This window comes from Cellulomonas edaphi, from assembly GCF_030362815.1.
In the GTDB taxonomy this organism is placed as follows: Bacteria; Actinomycetota; Actinomycetes; order Actinomycetales; family Cellulomonadaceae; genus Cellulomonas; species Cellulomonas edaphi.
Genome location: NZ_JAUCGR010000004.1, coordinates 322,708 through 342,821 on the forward strand (window position 1 = coordinate 322,708; position 20,114 = coordinate 342,821).

A 20,114-nucleotide genomic window follows, 5' to 3' on the forward strand; every position below is an offset into this window, starting at 1 on the left:
GCGGTCCTACAGGTGCTGCGGTCCTACAGGTGCCGCGCGGCGTACAGGTGCAGCGCGTCGCGCACGAACCGCGCACCCTGCTCGCCGCCGTAGCTCGCGGAGAACCGCGGGTCCGTCACGTACATGTCGGCCAGCCCGCTCACGTACGCGGCCACCGGCTCCGAGCCGTGTCCCGGCGTCCCGGGCACCGACCCGAGCCAGGCGACGTGCCGCTTGGCGAGGTCCTGGGCGAAGTCGCTCGCCGGGTCGTGGCCGGCTCCCGCCGCGTCCGCCCACTCCTGCGCGAGCGCCGCCGTCTGGGCCTTCCACCGGGTGCGCTCGTCGGCGCTCATGCCGCGCCACCAGGCATCGGACGTGTCGTAGGCGGTGCGGCCCCAGCGGGCGATCACCTCGTCCTCGTGACGTGTGTGGTCGAAGCCGTCGAACATCGACTCGGCCATGATCGTGCCTCCCTGCTCTCTGCTGCTGATGGTGCGCTCGACGGCGGCGATCTGCCGGTCGAGGCGCTGCTTCTCGGTGGCGAGGCCGGCTAGGTGCCTGCGTAGCGCCGCCGTGTCGTCGCTCTCCTGGTCGAGCGCGAGCCCGATCTCGGCGAGCCCGAGGCCCAGGTCGCGGAGCAGCAGGATGCGCTGCAGCCGCACGAGCGCCGCCTCGTCGTACCAGCGGTACCCGTTGTCCCCGACCCGGCTGGGGGCCAGGAGCCCGATCGCGTCGTAGTGGCGCAGCGTCCGGCTCGTGGTGCCCGTCAGGCGGGCGATCTCCTGGATCGATGCCTCCATGCCTGCCACGGTAGAACTTGACGCTGCGTCAAGGTCAAGCCGCGCGCGCAGCACCCGCGCACCGCGCTCAGCAGGGGTGTCATCCACCGGCAACATCGCGCCCGTAGCCTGCGAGGGTGACGACGACCGAGGCCGCTGCCGGCCAGACCGTTCCGCGCACCCGCGAGGTGCTGACCTACCCGGACTTCGGCCGGGCGGTGCGGGAGCTGGCGCAGACCGTCGCCGACTCGGGCTACGTTCCCGACGTCGTCGTCGCGATCGCGCGCGGGGGTCTGCCGCTGGGCGGTGCGCTGGCCTACGCGCTCGGCACCAAGGCCGTGGGCACGCTCAACGTCGAGTTCTACACCGGCATCGACCAGCGGCTGGCGGACCCGGTGGTGCTGCCGCCGCTGCTGGACACCGACGCGATGCACGGGCTGCGTGCGCTGGTGGTCGACGACGTCGCCGACACGGGCGAGACGTTGGCGCTGGTCCGCCGGCTCATGTCGGAGCACTGCGACGAGGTCCGCACCGCCGTGCTCTACACCAAGCCCACGTCGGTGGTCGCCCCCGACTACACGTGGCGAGCTACCGACCGGTGGATCACGTTCCCGTGGTCCGACGAGGAGCCCGTCCGGCCGCGCACCTGACGCCCGGCCCCGAGCACCGACCGCTCAGGCGCGGACAGCTCAGGCGAGGCCCAGCCGTCGCGTGGCGGACGCGACCAGGTCCGCGGGGGTGGCCACCACCTCGACCGCGCCCGCGTCCTCGAGCTCACCCGGTTCCGCATACCCCCACGCGACCCCGACGCAGTCCACGCCGTTGGCGCGGGCGCCGTGCACGTCGTGCGACCGGTCGCCCACCATGAGGCGCGCCTCGGTGTCGTCCCGCCCGGTCAGCGCGCGTGCCACGACGGCCGCCTTGGTCGCCGTGCTCGCCTCGAGGGAGGCCCCGAAGATGCCGTCCACGAGCGGGGCGATGCCCAGGTGCTCGCAGATCGGCACCGCGTAGACCTCGGGCTTCGAGGTCGCCACGAGCAGGGCCGCGCCCGCCTGCCGCAGCGCGCGCAGGGCGTCGAGCACGCCCGGGAACACCGAGTTCTCGAACATCCCGCCCGCCCCGTAGGCGGTCCGGTAGTGGGCGACGAGCTCACCGCTCTGGGTGGGCGAGAAGCCGCGCGCGACGAGCGCGTCGTGCAGCGGCGGGCCGACGAACGAGCGGAGCTCGGCCGGCGTCGGCACCGTCAGCCCCGCGGCGGTGAACGCATGCACGACCGACGACGCGATACCCGGGTAGGAGTCGGTGAGCGTGCCGTCGAGGTCCAGGAGCAGCAGGGGAGCGGTCACCTCCCCAGTGTGGCGCAGGAGGCTCCCCCTCCAGGGCCGTGGGAGTGCCCGGGACGACGTCGCGCAACGTCGGCTACGCTTGCCGGACAGGCTTCGACCCGGCCATCACCGGTGAGCCTCCGGAAGAACAGGTCGCGCGAGCGGTCCCAGTAGAACCGGACGGGTAGGCCCGTCACAGCCCGCACGAGTGGTCGACGCCCAGCGCACCTGCGCAGCGGACGCCGGCAAGCGAGGTGGTACCGCGGTGGTCCCGGTCCGTTCCGGGCGATCGTCCTCGCAGCCGCACGCGAACGACCACAGGAGACCGCACGGTGGCCCCGAACTACCCGCTGCACCGCACCGACGCCCCCGTCCCCGCCTCGCCGGACCTGCCCGCGCTCGAGCGCGACGTGCTGGCGCACTGGTACGCCGACGGCACCTTCCAGGCGTCGATCGACCAGCGCGACGCGGGCGCGGACGGCTCGAACGAGTACGTCTTCTACGACGGCCCCCCGTTCGCCAACGGGCTGCCGCACTACGGTCACCTGCTCACCGGGTACGCCAAGGACGTGGTGCCGCGCTACCAGACGATGCGCGGCCACCGGGTCGAGCGCCGCTTCGGGTGGGACACGCACGGGCTGCCTGCCGAGCTCGAGGCGCAGCGCATCCTCGGCATCACCGAGAAGTCGCAGATCGACGAGCTCGGCATCGCCACGTTCAACCAGGCGTGCCGCGACTCGGTGCTGAAGTACACCGGCGAGTGGCGCGAGTACGTGACGCGCCAGGCGCGCTGGGTGGACTTCGACCACGACTACAAGACGCTCGACCCCACCTTCATGGAGTCGGCGATCTGGGCCTTCAAGCAGCTCTACGACAAGGGCCTGGCGTACGAGGGCTACCGCGTGCTGCCGTACTGCTGGGTCGACGAGACGCCGCTGTCCAACCACGAGCTGCGCATGGACGACGACGTGTACGCCTCGCGGCAGGACCCGGCGCTCACGGTCGGCCTGCGCCTCGAGTCGGGCGAGCTCGCGCTCATCTGGACCACCACGCCGTGGACCCTGCCGAGCAACCTCGCCGTCGCCGTCGGCCCCGACATCGAGTACGTCACCGTCGAGCCCGCCCCCGACTCGCCGTTCGCGCAGGCCCACCCCGGCGAGCGCGTGCTGCTCGCCGCGCCCCGCCTGGCCGCGTACGCCCGCGAGCTCGGCGAGGCGACCGTCGTCGCGACGGTCCGCGGCGCCGACCTGGCAGGTCGGCGCTACACCCCGCCCTTCGACTACTTCACGGCGCACCCGAACGCCCACCAGGTGCTGGTCGCGGACTTCGTGACCACCGAGGACGGATCCGGCATCGTGCACCTCGCGCCCGCCTTCGGCGAGGACGACATGGCGGTGTGCGAGGCGGCCGGCATCACGCCCGTCGTGCCGGTCGACTCCCAGGCGCGCTTCACCACCGAGGTGCCCGACTACGTGGGCCAGCAGGTGTTCGAGGCGAACAAGCCGATCATCGCCGACCTCAAGGCCGCCACCGGCCCGCTCGCGCGCGTCGAGGAGGGCCGTCGCAGTGTCGTCGTGCGGCACGAGACGTACGAGCACTCCTACCCGCACTGCTGGCGCTGCCGGAACCCGCTCGTCTACAAGGCGGTGTCCAGCTGGTTCGTCCGCGTGACGCAGTTCCGCGACCGCATGGTCGAGCTGAACCAGGAGATCACCTGGACGCCGGAGCACATCAAGGACGGCCAGTTCGGCAAGTGGCTGGCCGGCGCACGCGACTGGTCGATCAGCCGCAACCGCTACTGGGGCACGCCCATCCCCGTGTGGGTGTCGGACGACCCGAGCCACCCGCGCATCGACGTGTACGGGAGCTTCGCCGAGCTCGAGGCCGACTTCGGCCGCCTGCCCCTCAACGACGCGGGCGAGCCCGACCTGCACCGCCCGTTCATCGACGACCTCACCCGGCCCAACCCCGACGACCCGACCGGCGCGAGCACCATGCGCCGGATCCCGGACGTCTTCGACGTGTGGTTCGACTCGGGCGCGATGCCGTTCGCCCAGGTGCACTACCCGTTCGAGAACGCCGACTGGTTCGACCACCACTTCCCGGGCGACTTCATCGTCGAGTACATCGGCCAGACGCGCGGCTGGTTCTACACCCTGCACGTGCTGTCGACGGCGATCTTCGACCGGCCGGCGTTCAAGAACGTCATGTGCCACGGCATCGTGCTGGGCGACGACGGGCGCAAGGCCAGCAAGTCGCTGCGCAACTTCCCCGACCCGGTGATCATGTGGGACAAGTACGGCTCGGACGCCGTGCGCTGGTCGCTCATGTCGAGCCCCATCCTGCGCGGCGGCAACCTGGTGGTCACCGAGGAGGGCATCCGCGACGGCGTGCGGCAGGTGCTGCTGCCGCTGTGGTCCACCTACTACTTCTTCACGCTGTACGCGGGCGCCGCAGCCGGGGGCGCGGGGTACCGCGCCACGGCCGTGACCCCCGAGCGGGTCGCCGGCCTCGCGCCGATGGACCGGTACGTGCTGGCCCGCACGGGCGCGCTGGTCACCGAGGTCACGGCGCACATGGACGCGTACGACATCGCGGCCGCGTGCGAGGCCGTTCGCGAGCACCTCGACGTGCTGACCAACTGGTACGTGCGCACCCAGCGCGACCGGTTCTGGGGCGAGGACGACGACGCGTTCGACACGCTGTACACCGCGCTCGAGACCCTGACCCGGGTCATGGCGCCTTTGGCCCCGCTGGTCACCGAGGAGGTGTGGCGCGGCCTGACGGGCGAGCGCAGCGTGCACCTCACCGACTGGCCCACCGCCGACGGCGTGCTCGCCGCCGACGACGCACTCGTGCGCGCCATGGACCAGGTCCGCGCCGTGACGTCCACGGCGCTGGGTCTGCGCAAGGCGCACGCGGTGCGGGTCCGGCAGCCGCTGCGCACGCTCACGGTCGCCGTCGACGACGCGTCGGCCCTCGCGCCCTACGCCGACCTGCTCGCGGCCGAGCTCAACGTCAAGGCCGTCGCGCTGGAGACGGCGGACGCGGGTGCCGCCGAGCGGTTCGGCATCACGCAGCGGCTCGCGGTCAACGCGCGCGCCGCCGGTCCGCGCCTGGGCCGCGGCGTCCAGCCCGTGATCCAGGCGTCGCGCTCGGGCGCGTGGCGCGTGGACGGTGCGACGGTGGTCGTCACGACGCCCGACGGCGACGTCGCGCTCGAGCCTACGGAGTACGAGCTGACGACCGTGGTGGCCGGCGGTGCCCACGAGACGAGCACCGCCGCGGTGCTGCCGGGCGGCGGGTTCGTCGTGCTCGACCTCGCGCTCGACGACGCGCTCCTGGCCGAGGGCTACGCCCGCGACGTCGTGCGCGCCGTGCAGGACGCCCGGAAGGCCGCCGGCCTGCAGGTCGGTGACCGCATCGTGCTGTCGCTCGACGTCCCGCGCGAGCACGTGCCGGCCGTGGAGGAGCACCAGGAGTTCATCGCCCGCGAGACTCTGGCCGTGAGCGTGACGATCGACGTGTCGCCGACGCCCGAGCTGGCCGTGGACGTCGAGGCCGTCGAGGCCGGAGGGTACGAGGCATGAGCACCAAGGGCGCCGACCACAACCGCCGCGAGGCCCAGCGCGCCGCGCGCACCGCGGCCGACGAGGTGTACGCGGGGATCCTCGCGCGTGCTCCGGAGCACGACATCGACCCCACCCTGGAGCGCGTGCGCGAGGTCTGCGAGCTGCTGGGCGACCCGCAGAAGGCCTACCGCGTGGTGCACGTGACGGGCACCAACGGCAAGACGTCCACGGGACGGATGGTCGAGCGCCTCGTGAGGGAGCACGGGCTGCGCACGGGCCGGTTCACGAGCCCCCACCTGAGCCGCGTCACCGAGCGCATCGCGATCGACGGCGAGCCGATCTCGGACGAGCGGTTCGTCGAGGTGTGGCAGGACGTCGCGCCGTACGTGCACCTCGTCGACCAGCGCTCGGCCGAGCGCGGAGGGCCGCGGCTCTCGTTCTTCGAGGTGTTCACCGTCATGGCCTTCGCGGCGTTCGCCGACGCGCCCGTCGACGTCGCGGTCATCGAGGTGGGCCTGGGCGGACGCTGGGACTCCACCAACGTCGCCGACGGTGACGTCGCCGTCATCACGCCCGTCGCCATGGACCACGAGCGGTACCTGGGCGACACGCTGGTCGAGATCGCGTCGGAGAAGTCGGGCATCGTCAAGGACGGCGCCACCCTGGTGCTCGCGCGCCAGGCCGAGGACGTCGAGGGCGTCGTGCTGGCCGCCGCCGCCGAGCACGGGGCGCGCGTGGTCCGCGAGGACGCCGAGATCGCCGTCGTGGAGCGCAGCGTCGCGGTGGGCGGGCAGCTGCTCACGCTGCGTGGCACGGGCGGCACCTACACGGAGATCTTCCTGCCGCTGCACGGCGAGTTCCAGGCGCACAACGCGCTGCTCGCGCTCGCGGCCGTGGAGGCGCTGATCGCCGGTGGAGGCGCGCTCGAGCCGGGCATCGTGGAGGCGGGGTTCGCCGACGTCGACTCGCCCGGACGGCTCGAGATCGTGCGCACGAGCCCGACGGTCGTCGTCGACGCCGCGCACAACCCGGCCGGGGTGGAGGCGCTCGTGTCCTCCCTCGACGAGGCGTTCGCGTTCCAGCGCGTCGTCGGCGTCTTCGGCGTCATGGCCGACAAGGATCCCGAGGGCATGCTCTCGGTCCTCGAGCCCGTGCTCGACGAGATCGTGGTCACGGCCGTGAACAACCCGCGCGCGCTCGAGCCTGACGCCCTGGGAGAGATCGCGGTCGACGTGTTCGGCGAGGACCGCGTGCACGTGGTCGAGCGGCTCGACGAGGCCGTGGACCTGGCTGCGGGGCTCGCGGAGCGCGACGTCGAGCGCGGCGCGGCGGTGCTGGTCACGGGCTCGGTCCTGCTCGTCGCCGAGGCCCGGATCCTGCTCGGTCGCGGCTGACCGGTCCGCCCACCCGCGCCGTGCACGGATGTGCGCACCGCGCGCACGTTCGCACTGGACGGCTCGGGGCCGGAGTGTGAAGGTGTGAGCGGGGGAAGTCCGAGACGCACCGTGGCCGGGCGAGGATGCCCGCCGAAGGGATGGTCGACGTGAAGAAGCTCATCAACGACCCGCGCACCGTCGTCGCCGAGTCCCTGGAGGGATTCGCCGCCGCGCACGCCGACCTCGTCGAGGTGCACGCGGATCCCGCCTACGTGACCCGTGCCGGCGGGGCCGTGAACGGCAAGGTGGGGCTCGTCTCCGGAGGCGGAAGCGGGCACGAGCCGCTGCACGGGGGGTTCGTGGGGGTCGGCATGCTGGACGCGGCCGTCCCGGGTGCGGTGTTCACCTCGCCGACGCCGGACCAGATCGCGCCCGCGCTGCAGGCCGCCGACGGTGGCAAGGGCGTGCTCGCGATCGTCAAGAACTACACGGGCGACGTGCTCAACTTCGAGACGGCCGCCGAGCTCGCCGACGCGGAGGGCGTGACCGTGCGCACGGTCGTCACCAACGACGACGTCGCGGTGGAGGACTCGCTGTACACGGCGGGCCGCCGCGGCGTGGCCGGGACGGTGTGCGTCGAGAAGATCGCCGGCGCGGCAGCCGAGCGCGGCGACGACCTCGACGCCGTGGTCGCCATCGCCGAGCGGGTCAACGCGAGCGTCCGCAGCATGGGCGTCGCTCTCACCGCATGCACCGTGCCGCACGCGGGCAAGCCATCCTTCGACCTGCCCGAGGACGAGATCGAGATCGGCATCGGCATCCACGGCGAGCCCGGTCGTCGCCGGATCCCGCTCGCGAGCGCGGACGAGATCACGGAGATGCTGCTGACCCCCGTCGCCGATGACCTGGGCCTCGCCGGGGGCGAGCAGGTGCTGCTGTTCGTCAACGGCATGGGCGGCACTCCCGCCTCGGAGCTCTACGTCGTCTATCGTCGGGCGCGCGCGCTCCTCGAGGCGCGTGGCGTGCAGGTGACCCGCTCCCTGGTGGGGAACTACGTGACGTCGCTCGAGATGCAGGGAGCGTCGGTGACCGTGCTCCGGCTGGACGACGAGCTGACCCAGCTGTGGGACGCTCCCGTGCACACCGCCGCCCTGCGATGGTGACGTGGCGACGAGCGCCTGGGGACTGGCCGAGGGAGTGCGTGGATGAGCGTTGACGTGGCGTGGGCGATCGAGTGGGTGCGCCGCAGCGCGCAGACCGTGGCCGAGCACCGGGACGAGCTCGTGGAGCTCGATCGGCAGATCGGCGACGGGGACCATGGCGAGAACCTGGACCGCGGCTTCCGCGCCGTCGTCACCAAGCTCGACGCGCTCGAGGAGCAGCCGGCGCAGATCGGTGACGTGCTCAAGCTCGTCGCGACGACGCTCATGTCGACCGTCGGTGGCGCGGCCGGCCCGCTGTACGGCACCGCCTACCTGCGGGCCGCCAAGGCGACGGCGGCCGCCGAGCTGGACTCGGCGGGTGTCGTGGCACTGATCGAGGCCGCGCTCGACGGCATCGTCGCGCGCGGCAAGGCGACCACGGGCGAGAAGACGATGGTGGACGCGTGGTCGCCAGCCGCCGAGGCCGCCGTCGCGGCGGCCGACGGCGGGGGATCGCCCGCGGACGTCCTCGCGGCCGCGGCGCAGGCGGCGGCGCGCGGTGCCGAGTCGACGATCCCGATCGCGGCGACCAAGGGCCGCGCGAGCTACCTGGGGGAGCGCTCGGTCGGCCACCTGGACCCGGGGGCGCGCTCGACCCAGCTGCTGCTGGCCGAGGCCGCCGCGGCGGCCGGCGCGTGAGCGCGGAGGCCGGGTCGACCTCGTCGCGCGACGTCGCACGGGTCGCTCTCGTGCTCGTGTCGCACTCCCGCGACCTCGCCGCCGGCGCCGCCGAGCTCGCCGGGCAGATGGCGCCCGGCGTGCTGCTCCTGCCGGTGGGCGGGCTGCCGGACGGCCAGCTGGGCACCGACTTCGACGGCATCGAGCGCGCCTTCGCGACGGCCACCGCGGACGGCCGCAGCGCCGTGGTGGTCATGGACCTCGGCTCGGCCGTGCTCACGGCGGAGTCGGTGCTGGACCTGGCCGACGAGGAGCTCGCCGCGCGCGTGCGGCTCGCCGACGCACCGTTCGTCGAGGGTGCCGTCGCCGCCGCGGTGACCGCCCACGGCGGCGCCGGCCTCGACTCCGTGCTCGCGGCGGCCGAGGGTGCGGGCCGCATGTACGCCGGCCCCGACGGCGACGGCGAGGCCGAGCCGGGCGCCGGCGCGCCCGGCGACGCCCCCGCCGAGCCGCCCGCCGACGACGGCGTCGTCCGCGAGACCCGCACGTTGCTGAACCCGATGGGGCTGCACGCCCGACCCGCCGCCGTGATCGCGCGCATGCTGGCCGCGTACGACGCGAAGGTCACCGTGAACGGCGTGAGCGCGGCGAGCGTCCTGGCGCTCATGAAGCTGGGAGCGACCCAGGGCACCGAACTGCGCATCGAGGGCGAGGGGCCGCAGGCGGCCGAGGCGGTGCGCGTGTTCACCACGGAGGTCGAGCGGGGCTTCGGCGAGATCTGACGCTGTGAGGGAAGCCACTGCAATTGCAGTGTGTGCAATCTTGCAGTCGATGTAAAGTTTCGCGGTGATCTCCGACAAGACGGCTGCCGCGCCCCCCGGTGCGTCGGACCTGCAGCGCCTGGCCGACGCGCTCGCACCCGTCGGCGACGGCGGACTGCGCGAGCGCAAGAAGCGCGCGCGACGGGAGCTGCTGATCGACGCCACGCACCGGCTCGTGGACGCGCACGGCCTCGATGCCGTGACCGTCGAGGCGATCTGCGCGGAGGCCGGCGTCTCCACGCGCACCTTCTTCAACTACTTCGAGACCAAGGACGACGCGGTGCTCGGCCACGTGCCGTGGCCCGTCGAGTCGGACGCCGCGCGCACCTTCGCGGCGGGCGGGCCCAGCGGTCACCTGCTGGCGGACCTGCAGGTCCTGATCGGCGCCGTGCTGGGCGAGCCGCCCGTGGGCCGCGACAGGTTCACGCGCGCGTTCGAGCTCGCGGCTCGTGAACCGCGGCTGCTGGCGCGCCACATCGCGTGGTTCGAGCAGCACAAGGGCCAGGTCGTCGCGCTCGTCCGCGAGCGGCTCGGGGCGGACCCCGACCGCGACCCGGAGGTCGTCGCCTCGCTCGCAATGTTCCTCACGCACGCGACCTTCCTGCGCTGGGACGCGGCGGGCGGCGCCGGCGAGGGGGCCGACCACCTGGCCCACGTGGTCGCCGAGCTCCGGGCGCTCGTCGCCGAGTGACCACCACGCCCTGATCCACCACGAACGTCATCTCCCACGAACCTGCACCACCCGAACAGAACGAGGCTTCCGCATGACCACCGCAGCACCCGAGACGACGAGCGACAAGCCGCTCGTCGTCCTCACCCCCCGCACCGTCTGGCTGATCTTCGGCGCGCTCATGGCGAGCATGTTCCTGTCCTCGCTCGACCAGTCCATCGTCGGCACCGCGATGCCGACGATCGTCGGCGAGCTCGACGGCGTCGCCCACCAGGGCTGGGTGGTGACCGCCTACATCCTGGCGATCGCGATCGTGATGCCGCTGTACGGCAAGTTCGGCGACCTGTGGGGCCGGCGCTGGCCGTTCCTGGTCGCCATCGGGCTGTTCACGCTCGCCTCGGCGGGCGCCGGCTTCGCGCAGTCGTTCGGCGAGCTCGTGTTCTGGCGCGGCGTGCAGGGCCTCGGCGGCGGTGGCCTGATGATCCTGTCGCAGGCGATCATCGCGGACATCGTGCCCGCCAAGGACCGTGGCAAGTACATGGGCCCCATGGGCGCGCTGTTCGGCATCGCGGCCGTCATCGGCCCGCTGCTGGGCGGGCTCTTCACGCAGCACGCCGACTGGCGCTGGTGCTTCTGGATCAACATCCCGATCGGCGTCGCCGCGTTCGCCACCGCCTGGTTCACGCTCAAGCTGCCCAGCCACCGCTCGGGCAAGAAGCTCGACGTCGCCGGCATCGTCTTCATGGTGATCGGCACGTCCGGCCTGGTGCTGGCCACGAGCTGGATCTCGTGGTCCGGCAGCGCCGGCTACGACTGGGGCGACCCGGGCCTGCTCGCGCTCGTCGCGGGCACGATCGTCGCGATCGCGCTGTTCATCGTCGTCGAGCTGCGCGCCAGCGAGCCGCTGCTGCCGCTGCGCCTGTTCCGCAACCCGACCTTCACCATCGCCACGGTGATCGGCTTCATCCTCGGCATGGGCATGTTCGCCGCGCTGGCGTTCCTGCCCACGTTCCTGCAGATGTCGACGGGCGCCGGTGTGACCGAGTCCGGCTTCCTCATGCTGCCGATGATGGTCGGCGTCATGCTCACCGCCATCGGCTCGGGCATCGCCATCACCAAGACCGGGCGCTACAAGGCCTACCCCGTGGTGGGCCTGGCCATCACGGCCGGCGGCCTCATGTGGCTCACGCGCATCACGGGCGACATGTCGATGTGGCTCTTCGGCGCCATGATCTTCGTGCTCGGCGCGGGCATGGGCCTGGTCATGCAGACCATCGTGCTCGCGGTCCAGAACAGCGTGGACCCGCACGAGCTGGGCACCGCGACGTCGGCGAACAACTTCTTCCGCGAGATCGGCGCCGCGGTCGGCACGGCCGTGTTCAGCACCATCTTCACCGCGGCGCTGAGCAGCAAGCTCCAGGACGTGTTCGCGGACGCCCCCGGCGGCGCGGCCGACCCGAGCAGGAGCCTGACCCCCGAGCTCGTGCACACGCTGCCCGAGCCCTACAAGTCCGGCGTCATCGACGCGTTCGCGGGCACCCTGGCGCCGTCGTTCTGGTACTTCGTGCCGCTGATCCTCGTGGGCTTCGTGCTCGCGCTCTTCCTGCGTGAGGTCAAGCTCTCGGGCGTGGCCGGCATGGTGGCCCGCGGCGAGGCGCTCGCGGCGGACGGCAGCGGGGCCGCGGGCGCCGAGGAGGTCGTCGTCGACGAGCTCAGCCCGACGGCCGACGAGGTCATCCCGACCCAGCGCGCGGCGGGCGACGACGTGCCCGCCGGTACCCTGGAACGGTGACTGCAGCACCCGAGACCCCCCGGATCCGGCGCAAGCGACCGGCCAAGCCGCAGTTCGCCCAGACGATGCTCATCCTCGAGGCCTTCTGCGTGTTCTTCGCGACGCTCGTGGCCTACGGGCTGCGCATCGCGGACCCGGCCTGGATCTGGGGGGTCGGCGGGGGCCTGACTCTGGTCCTCCTGCTGATCTCCGGCATGGTCGGCCGCCGGGGCGGCTACGCCGCCGGCTGGGTGGTGCAGGTCTGGGTGGTGGCCGCCGCGCTGGTGCTCCCGTCGGTCGCCCGCGGCATGGCCCTCGTGGTCGCCGCCGTGTTCATCACGTTGTGGGCCGTCTCGCTGCGCCTCGGCGGGCGCATCGACGCCGAGCGCGCGGCCTACGACGCCGCCCACCCGGGTGAGGTCGGTCCCTGACGCACTAGGGTTTCGCGCATGACCTCCGACGCACCCGCCCAGCAGCGCACCCTCGTCCTCGTCAAGCCCGACGGCGTACGCCGCGGGCTGGCCGGCGAGGTGCTGCGCCGCATCGAGGCGAAGGGCTACACGCTCGTCACGGTCGAGCTCCGCCAGGCCTCGGACGAGCTGCTCGCCGAGCACTACGCCGAGCACGCGGGCAAGCCGTTCCTGGCGCCGCTGGTCGAGTTCATGCGCTCGGGTCCCGTGCTCGCGGTCGTCGCCGAGGGCCACCGCGTCATCGAGGGCTTCCGGTCGCTCGCGGGCGCCACGGACCCGACCGTGGCGGCGCCCGGCACCATCCGGGGCGACCTGGGGCGTGACTGGGGCCTCAAGGTCATCCAGAACCTGGTGCACGGCTCCGACTCGCCGGAGTCCGCGGCGCGGGAGATCGGGCTGTGGTTCCCGGCCCTGTGAGCATGCCGCTTGCGGCGTAGCGGGCCGTGCTCCGCCTAGGCTGCCCCCCGTGCACCTCAAGACCCTGACCCTGCGCGGGTTCAAGTCGTTCGCGTCCGCGACGACGCTGAGCTTCGAGCCGGGTGTCACCTGCGTCGTCGGGCCCAACGGCTCGGGCAAGTCCAACGTCGTCGACGCGCTGGCCTGGGTCATGGGGGAGCAGGGCGCCAAGTCGCTGCGCGGCGGCAAGATGGAGGACGTCATCTTCGCCGGCACGTCCGGCCGCCCGCCCCTCGGCCGCGCCGAGGTGTCGCTGACCATCGACAACGCGGACGGCGCGCTGCCCATCGAGTACACCGAGGTCACCATCTCGCGGACGCTGTTCCGCAACGGCGGCTCCGAGTACGCGATCAACGGCCAGGGGTGCCGCCTCCTCGACATCCAGGACCTGCTGTCCGACTCGGGGCTCGGGCGCGAGATGCACGTCATTGTGGGTCAGGGCCAGCTCGACGCCGTCCTGCGCGCGACCCCGGAGGAGCGTCGCGGGTTCATCGAGGAGGCCGCGGGCGTCCTCAAGCACCGCAAGCGCAAGGAGAAGGCGCTCCGCAAGCTCGACGCGATGCAGGCCAACCTCACGCGACTGGGCGACCTGACCGGCGAGATCCGCCGCCAGCTCGGCCCCCTCGGACGCCAGGCGGAGGTGGCCCGCAAGGCCGCGGTCGTCCAGACCGACCTGCGCGACGCGCGCGCGCGCCTCCTGGCAGACGACCTGGCCCAGCTGTCCGCGCAGCTCGACCAGGAGATCGCCGACGAGACGGCCCTCGCCGCGCAGCGCGCGCAGGTGGAGCAGGTGCTGAGCCAGACGCGCGCACGGCTGGCCACCCTCGAGCGCGAGGCTGCCGAGGCCGCACCGGCGCTCAGCGAGGCGAGCGAGGTCTGGTACCGGCTGTCGTCCCTGCGCGAGCGGCTGCGCGGCACGTCGTCGCTCGCGGCCGACCGCGTCCGGCTGCTGGGCGTGGCCGCTCCCGAGCGCACCGGGGGTTCGGACCCGGACGACCTCGCGGCGCAGGCCGAGCGCGTCCGCGTGGCCGAGGCGGAGCTCGCCGCCGAGGTCGAGCTCGCGCGCGCGGGCCTCGAGGGGGCCGTGACGGCGCGGCAGCAGGCCGAGCAGGAGGCCGCCGCGGCGGAGAAGGAGCTCGCGACGTCGCTGCGCGGTGCCGCGGACCGTCGGGAGGGCGTCGCGCGCCTGGCCGGTCAGGTGGCCGCGAGGCGGAGCCGCGTCGAGGCGACGCAGGCCGAGCTGGGGCGCCTGCGCGAGTCGCTCGCCGCTGCCCAGGCCCGCGGAGCGGAGGCCACGACGCAGTTCGCGGCGCTCGAGTCGCAGGTGGCCGGTGTCGAGGAGGGCGAGGAGGGGCTCGACGCCGAGCACGAGGCCGCGGTGGAGGCCCTCGAGGCGGCGAACGTCCAGGTGGCCGACCTCACCGAGCGGTTGGGCGCCGCCGAGCGTGAGCGGACCGCGCTCGAGTCCCGGGCCGAGACGCTCGAGCTGAGCCTGACCCGCAAGGACGGCGTGGGTGCGCTGCTCGCCGCCGACGGCGTGTCCGGGACGATCGGCACGGTCGCGGCGCTGCTGGCCGTGGACCCGCGCGACGAGGAGGCCGTGGTGGCCGCGCTCGGTGCGCTTGCCGACGCGGTCGCGGTCGAGTCGGTCGAGGCGGCGGTCGACGCGATCCGCTACCTGCGCACCGAGGACGCGGGGCGCGTGGCGCTCCTCGTCGGCGGGGGAGCCGCGAGCACCGAGGCGCGAGAGCCCGTCGAGGGCGCGCAGTGGGCCGTGGACCTGGTGCAGGCCCCCGAGCACGTCCGCGGTGCGGTCGCCGAGCTGCTCGCCGGGGTGCTGGTCGTCGACGACCTCGCCCAGGCGCGCGCGACGCTGGCCGCGCACCCGGACCTCACGATCGCGACGCGCACAGGTGACGTGCTCTCGCGCCACCACGCGTCGGGCGGCTCCGCGACGGCCCCGAGCGCGCTGCACCTGCAGGCGGCGCTCGACCAGGCACGCACGGGCGCCGCGCAGGCGACGGCAACCGCCGAGCGACTCCGGTTCGAGCTCGCGACCGCGACGGCCGCCCAGGAGGCGGCCGCGGAGGCGCACGAGGCCACGCTCGACCGGCTCAACGAGTCGGACGCGGCGCTCGCCGCCGTCGCGGAGCAGCTGGGTCACCTCGGCTCGACCGCGCGCGCGGCACGGGCCGAGGCCGAGCGGGTCGAGGCGTCCCTCGAGGTCGCCTCGCGGACGCTCGAGCAGGACACCGCGGACCTCGCCGAGCTGACCGAGCGCCTCGCCGCCGCCGAGGTCGAGCCGGCCGAGAGCGAGGCCGCGATCCTGCAGGGCAGCGAGCGCCGCGACCGGCTCGCCGAGCTCGCCACGGGGGCGCGCACCCGCGAGACGGAGGCCCGGCTGACGTTGCGGACCGTCGAGGAGCGCGCCCGCGCGCTCGCGGGCCGGGCCGAGTCTCTCGAGCGTGCCGCGCGGGCCGAGCGCGCGGCTCGGGAGAAGGCCGCCGAGCGCGAGCGCGCCCGGGCGCGCCAGGTGGTGGTCGCGCAGGCTGTGCGCACGGGCGCCGACCGCGCGCTGGCCGCTCTCGACGTCTCGCTCCGCCGGGCGTCCGACGAGCGCGACGCGGCCGAGGCGGCACGCGGCGAGCGCGACCGGCTCATCGCCGCGACGAGGGCCGACGTCGAGCAGCGTGCGGCCGAGCTCGCGCGCCTCACGGACACCGCGCACCGCGACGAGGTCGCGCGCACGCAGCAGCGGCTGCGGGTCGAGGCGCTGCAGAACCGCTCCATCGAGGAGCTCGGGCTCGATCCGGCCGTGCTGCTCGACGAGTACGGCCCGCACCGGGACGTCCCGGTCGTCGTCGCGCCCGGCACCGACCCGGACCCCGAGGCACCCACGACCGTGCCGTACGTGCGCGAGCAGCAGGAGAAGCGGCTGCGCGCCGCGGAACGGGCGCTGTCCCTGCTCGGGCGCGTCAACCCCCTCGCGCTCGAGGAGTTCGCGGCGCTCGAGGAGCGGCACAAGTTCCTCACCGACCAGCTCGCCGACCTCAAGAAGTCGCGCGCCGACCTGCTCGTCATCGTCAAGGAGATCGACGAGCGCGTGGAGCAGGTGTTCGCCGACGCCTACCGCGACACGGCCGCGGCGTTCGACGTCGTGTTCCCGCGCCTGTTCCCCGGCGGCGAGGGCCGCCTGGTCCTGACCGACCCGGACAACATGCTGACGACGGGCATCGACGTCGAGGCCCGGCCGGCGGGGAAGAAGGTGAAGCGGCTATCCCTGCTGTCCGGCGGCGAGCGGTCGCTCACCGCGGTCGCCATGCTCGTCGCGATCTTCAAGGCTCGGCCCAGCCCGTTCTACGTCATGGACGAGGTCGAGGCCGCGCTCGACGACGCCAACCTGGGCCGTCTGCTCGAGATCTTCCGCGAGCTGCAGGAGGACTCGCAGCTCATCGTCGTGACGCACCAGAAGCGCACGATGGAGATCGCCGACGCGCTGTACGGCGTCACGATGCGCGGCGACGGCGTGACCACCGTGATCAGCCAACGGATGCGCGAGGACGCCGCCGTCTGAACTCTGGCCAGCCGCCGTGTGGAGATTGTGTGCCGGGTTGGTCGCGGTCCGGCCGGGCGGTTCGCAGCCAGCGACGTCGAGACCCAGACTGGACGCGTGGTCGTCATCATCGGAATCCTGGTCGCCCTGGTCGTCGCGGGCCTCGTCCTGCTCGTCGCGAGCGCGATGAGCGGCGGGTCCGAGCACGGTTCGCCGTGGCGGAGCTTCCGCGCAGGGTGGGCGGCCCGAGGGACGGACCCCGCGGTCGTCGAGGGTGAGCCCGTCGACCTCAAGCTCGCCGAGTTCCTGGCCGTGACCGCCGACGAGGGCGACGCGTACCTGAACGTCGAGGAGCTGGGCGAGGGACTGCAGCGGGCCCGCGACCGGGCCGTCAGCGTCCTGCCCGGGGTGAACCGGGGCTGAGCCCCGCTGAGGCACCCGCCGGCGAGGGCCGGGTGTCAGGTCGCCAGCAGTCGCCGCCGACCGTCAGACTGTGCCGGTGAACTCGGACACCTGGACCTATCTGATCGCCGCCGGCATCCCGGCCGCGCTCCTCGTCGCCGCCAGCACGGTCCTCGTGCGCCGGCGCCGCGAGGACCGTGACGACACCCCGTCGACGGGTGGCACGGACGTCCTGACCGCGCCGGAGCAGGAGGCCTCGTCGTCGGCTCCGCCCGTCTCACCCTCCGTCGGCACGGCACCCGACCTGCTGGCGCCCGGCGCGGGCGAGCCGGGTCTCGCCGTGCCGGAGGACGTCGCGGAGGCGGACCTCGACGTCCAGCTCGACGTCCCGGCGCCCGTCGCGGGGCGCTTCACCCGGCTGCGCGGGCGGCTCGCGCGCTCGGGGTCCCCGCTGGGTGCCCGCCTGCTCGCGGTCCTGTCCCGCGACCACCTGACGGAGGACGACTGGGACGAGCTCGAGGAGACGCTGCTGCTGGCCGACGTCGGCGCGGGTCCGACGGGCGACCTCATCGAGGCGCTGCGCACCCGCGTGCGCGTCGAGGGCCTGCGCGAGCCCGGCGCCGTGCGGGCCGTGCTGCGCGAGCAGCTGGTCGCGCTCGTCGACCCGACCCTCGACCGGTCCCTCAACCTCGCGCCCGGAGCGGACGCCGCGGGCGCGCCGACGCCCGCCGTCGTGCTCGTCGTGGGCGTCAACGGCACGGGCAAGACGACGACGGTCGGCAAGCTGGCGCGCGTGCTCGTCGCCGAGGACCGGTCCGTCGTCCTGGGCGCGGCGGACACGTTCCGCGCCGCGGCCGCGGACCAGCTCGAGACGTGGGGCTCGCGCGTGGGAGTGCCCACCGTGCGCTCGGACCGGGACGGCGCCGACCCGGCGGCGGTGGCGTTCGACGCCGTCCGCACGGGCAAGGCCTCGGGCGTCGACGTGGTGCTCGTGGACACGGCCGGCCGCCTGCAGAACAAGGCGGGTCTCATGGACGAGCTCGGCAAGATCACGCGCGTCATCACGCGCGAGGCGCCGTTGGCCGAGGTCCTGCTGGTCCTCGACGCGACGACCGGCCAGAACGGGCTCAACCAGGCTCGCGTGTTCGGCGAGGTGGCCGGCGTGACCGGCATCGTGCTGACCAAGCTGGACGGAACCGCGAAGGGCGGCATCGTCGTCGCGGTGCAGCGCGAGCTCGGCGTGCCGGTCAAGCTTGTCGGCCTGGGCGAGGGCCCCGACGACCTGGCACCGTTCGACGCCGAGACCTTCGTGGACGGGCTCCTGGAGGGCTGACCGCGAAACCGAACGTTTACGCGCACGTGACGCTTGTCACCTGCCCGTAACGCGCCCCGCGACCAATCGAAACGCCCTTCCTCGACTGTGAGTCCGGACCAGCCACCCCGGGCTGGCGAGGGGAGAGGCACTCTCGATGGACTTCACACTAGACAGCGGGAACACGGCGTTCATGCTGCTCGCCGCGTCGCTCGTGCTCCTGATGACGCCTGGGCTGGCGTTCTTCTACGGCGGCATGGTGCGCGGCAAGAGCGTGCTGAACATGATGATGATGAGCTTCGGGGCGATGGGCCTCGTGGGTCTCATCTGGGTGCTCTACGGCTACTCGGCCGCGTTCGGGACCGACGACATCGGCGGGTTCTTCGCCGACCCGACGCAGTTCTTCGGGCTGCAGGGCGCCACGGACGGCGAGAGCCTGATGGCCGCGGCGGGTGTTCCCTTCCTCGTCGGCGCGGGCTTCCAGCTCACGTTCGCGGTGATCACGGTCGCCCTCATCTCGGGTGCGGTCGCCGACCGCATGAAGTTCAGCGCGTGGCTGGTCTTCGGCGGCATCTGGGTCACGGTCGTCTACGTGCCCATGGCCCACATGGTCTGGGGTGGCGGCAACCTGGGTGGCTCCGGGATCACGGAGTCCATCTCGACGCCGATCGACTTCGCCGGCGGCACGGTCGTGCACATCAACGCCGGTACGGCCGGCCTGGTGCTGGCGCTGCTGCTCGGCATCCGCAAGGGCTTCGGCAAGGAGCCCATGCGTCCCCACAACCTTCCGTTCGTCATGCTGGGCGCCGCGCTCCTGTGGTTCGGCTGGTTCGGCTTCAACGCGGGCTCCGAGTTCGCCGCCGACGGCGTGGCGGGTCGTGCGTGGCTCAACACCACGGTGGCGACCTGTGTCGCGATGCTCGCCTGGCTCGGCACGGAGAAGCTCCGCGACGGGCACGCCACGTCGCTGGGGGCGGCCTCGGGCGTCGTCGCCGGTCTCGTCGCCATCACCCCCGCGGCCGCCGCGGTGGACTCGTACGGCGCCATCGCGATCGGCCTGGTCGCCGGTGCCGTGTGCGCCCTGGCGGTGGGCCTGAAGTACCGGTTCGGCTACGACGACTCGCTCGACGTGGTCGGCGTCCACCTCGTCGGTGGTCTGGTCGGCACGCTGCTGATCGGCTTCTTCGCGACGGACAGCAACAGCGCCTGGTTCCCGGACGGGGCCAAGGAGGGCCTGTTCTACGGCGGCGGCATCGACCAGCTGCTGACGCAGGCCATCGTCGCCGCGTGCGCCATCCTGTTCAGCTTCACGGCCACGTTCGTGATCGGCTACATCCTGAAGAAGACCATCGGCATCCGGGTGACGGAGGAGGTGGAGGTCGGCGGCATCGACCTTGCCGTGCACGCCGAGTCCGCGTACGAGACGCTGGGCGCTGGCTCCCGCGTCGTGACGGAGGTGAAGTGATGACGAAGCTCGTGACCGCGGTCATCCAGCCGCACCGGCTGGACGATGTGAAGTCGGCGCTCGAGGCGGCCGGTGTGCGTGGCCTGACGGTGAGCGAGGCGAGCGGCTACGGCCGGCAGCGCGGCCACACCGAGGTCTACCGCGGCGCCGAGTACACGGTCGACCTGGTGCCCAAGGTCAAGATCGACGTGCTCGTCGGCGACGAGGACGTGGCGAGCGTGACCGAGGTGCTGGTCAAGGCCGCGCAGACCGGCAAGATCGGTGACGGCAAGGTCTGGGTCGTGCCGGTCGAGGACGTGGTCCGCGTCCGCACCGGCGAGCACGGCGACGACGCGCTCTGATC

Annotated in this window: 17 protein-coding genes; 15 read left to right on the forward strand and 2 right to left on the reverse strand. The window is 73.2% G+C overall.

Annotated features, from left to right (window positions below; genetic code table 11):
• Window positions 1–23: 23 nt before the first annotated feature.
• Entirely contained in the window at window positions 24–779 is a 756-nt protein-coding gene (locus QRT05_RS15135; protein ID WP_289448171.1) for a MerR family transcriptional regulator, read from the reverse strand.
• 116 nt (window positions 780–895) lie between these two features.
• Here QRT05_RS15135 and QRT05_RS15140 point away from each other — a divergent pair, with 116 nt between their 5' ends.
• A complete protein-coding gene (locus QRT05_RS15140) occupies window positions 896–1,408 on the forward strand; it encodes a phosphoribosyltransferase (protein ID WP_289448172.1) in 513 nt (170 codons plus the stop codon).
• Window positions 1,409–1,447: 39 nt separating this feature from the next.
• Here QRT05_RS15140 and QRT05_RS15145 read toward each other — a convergent pair whose 3' ends face one another.
• Window positions 1,448–2,104: an HAD hydrolase-like protein gene (locus QRT05_RS15145; protein WP_289448173.1), complete on the reverse strand. Its 657-nt coding sequence runs from the start codon at window positions 2,102–2,104 to the stop codon at window positions 1,448–1,450.
• Between the two features lie 311 nt (window positions 2,105–2,415).
• Between QRT05_RS15145 and ileS the strand changes: the two genes are divergently transcribed.
• The 14 genes from ileS (at window position 2,416) to QRT05_RS15215 (ending at window position 20,112) form a co-directional block, all read left to right on the forward strand.
• A complete protein-coding gene (gene ileS / locus QRT05_RS15150) occupies window positions 2,416–5,673 on the forward strand; it encodes an isoleucine--tRNA ligase (RefSeq protein ID WP_289448174.1) in 3,258 nt (1,085 codons plus the stop codon).
• Entirely contained in the window at window positions 5,670–7,049 is a 1,380-nt protein-coding gene (locus QRT05_RS15155) for a bifunctional folylpolyglutamate synthase/dihydrofolate synthase (RefSeq protein ID WP_289448175.1), read from the forward strand. The genes ileS and QRT05_RS15155 overlap by 4 nt, the downstream gene beginning before the upstream one ends.
• Window positions 7,050–7,198: 149 nt before the next feature.
• The gene (gene dhaK, locus QRT05_RS15160; RefSeq protein ID WP_289448176.1) at window positions 7,199–8,194 is read left to right on the forward strand and encodes a dihydroxyacetone kinase subunit DhaK; all 996 of its coding nucleotides are present in this window, start codon (window positions 7,199–7,201) and stop codon (window positions 8,192–8,194) included.
• Window positions 8,195–8,236: 42 nt separating this feature from the next.
• Complete coding sequence (gene dhaL / locus QRT05_RS15165) at window positions 8,237–8,872, forward strand: dihydroxyacetone kinase subunit DhaL (protein ID WP_289448177.1); 636 nt, start codon at window positions 8,237–8,239, stop codon at window positions 8,870–8,872.
• Entirely contained in the window at window positions 8,869–9,633 is a 765-nt protein-coding gene (gene dhaM / locus QRT05_RS15170; RefSeq protein WP_289448178.1) for a dihydroxyacetone kinase phosphoryl donor subunit DhaM, read from the forward strand. Before dhaL ends, dhaM begins: the two co-directional genes overlap by 4 nt.
• 64 nt (window positions 9,634–9,697) lie before the next feature.
• Window positions 9,698–10,363: a TetR/AcrR family transcriptional regulator gene (locus QRT05_RS15175; protein ID WP_289448179.1), complete on the forward strand. Its 666-nt coding sequence runs from the start codon at window positions 9,698–9,700 to the stop codon at window positions 10,361–10,363.
• Between the two features lie 73 nt (window positions 10,364–10,436).
• Entirely contained in the window at window positions 10,437–12,134 is a 1,698-nt protein-coding gene (locus QRT05_RS15180) for an MDR family MFS transporter (RefSeq protein ID WP_289448180.1), read from the forward strand.
• Window positions 12,131–12,544, forward strand: a complete 414-nt coding sequence (locus tag QRT05_RS15185; RefSeq protein WP_289448181.1) for a DUF4233 domain-containing protein — start codon at window positions 12,131–12,133, stop codon at window positions 12,542–12,544. The genes QRT05_RS15180 and QRT05_RS15185 overlap by 4 nt, the downstream gene beginning before the upstream one ends.
• 18 nt (window positions 12,545–12,562) lie before the next feature.
• Complete coding sequence (gene ndk, locus QRT05_RS15190; RefSeq protein WP_289448182.1) at window positions 12,563–13,000, forward strand: nucleoside-diphosphate kinase; 438 nt, start codon at window positions 12,563–12,565, stop codon at window positions 12,998–13,000.
• 49 nt (window positions 13,001–13,049) lie between these two features.
• On the forward strand, window positions 13,050–16,613 hold the full coding sequence (gene smc / locus QRT05_RS15195; RefSeq protein WP_289448183.1) for a chromosome segregation protein SMC: 3,564 nt from the start codon (window positions 13,050–13,052) through the stop codon (window positions 16,611–16,613).
• A 96-nt stretch (window positions 16,614–16,709) separates the two neighbouring features.
• Window positions 16,710–17,015: a hypothetical protein gene (locus QRT05_RS15200; protein ID WP_289448184.1), complete on the forward strand. Its 306-nt coding sequence runs from the start codon at window positions 16,710–16,712 to the stop codon at window positions 17,013–17,015.
• 76 nt (window positions 17,016–17,091) lie between these two features.
• Window positions 17,092–18,327, forward strand: coding sequence for a signal recognition particle-docking protein FtsY (gene ftsY / locus QRT05_RS15205; protein ID WP_289448185.1), 1,236 nt, complete (start codon window positions 17,092–17,094; stop codon window positions 18,325–18,327).
• A gap of 136 nt (window positions 18,328–18,463) precedes the next feature.
• Window positions 18,464–19,771, forward strand: a complete 1,308-nt coding sequence (locus QRT05_RS15210) for an ammonium transporter (protein WP_289448186.1) — start codon at window positions 18,464–18,466, stop codon at window positions 19,769–19,771.
• Window positions 19,771–20,112 carry a P-II family nitrogen regulator gene (locus QRT05_RS15215; protein WP_289448187.1) on the forward strand — a complete coding sequence of 114 codons (342 nt, stop codon included), beginning with the start codon at window positions 19,771–19,773 and terminating at the stop codon, window positions 20,110–20,112. The genes QRT05_RS15210 and QRT05_RS15215 overlap by 1 nt, the downstream gene beginning before the upstream one ends.
• Window positions 20,113–20,114: the final 2 nt, after the last annotated feature.

Excerpts from the sequence above, each read along its gene's own strand:
- QRT05_RS15135 (WP_289448171.1), bottom strand. The coding sequence starts at position 779 with ATGGAGGCATCGATCCAGGAGATCGCCCGCCTGACGGGCACCACGAGC.
- QRT05_RS15155 (WP_289448175.1), top strand. The coding sequence starts at position 5,670 with ATGAGCACCAAGGGCGCCGACCACAACCGCCGCGAGGCCCAGCGCGCC.
- dhaL (WP_289448177.1), top strand. The coding sequence starts at position 8,237 with ATGAGCGTTGACGTGGCGTGGGCGATCGAGTGGGTGCGCCGCAGCGCG.
- QRT05_RS15180 (WP_289448180.1), top strand. The coding sequence starts at position 10,437 with ATGACCACCGCAGCACCCGAGACGACGAGCGACAAGCCGCTCGTCGTC.
- ndk (WP_289448182.1), top strand. The coding sequence starts at position 12,563 with ATGACCTCCGACGCACCCGCCCAGCAGCGCACCCTCGTCCTCGTCAAG.
- QRT05_RS15210 (WP_289448186.1), top strand. The coding sequence starts at position 18,464 with ATGGACTTCACACTAGACAGCGGGAACACGGCGTTCATGCTGCTCGCC.
- QRT05_RS15215 (WP_289448187.1), top strand. The coding sequence starts at position 19,771 with ATGACGAAGCTCGTGACCGCGGTCATCCAGCCGCACCGGCTGGACGAT.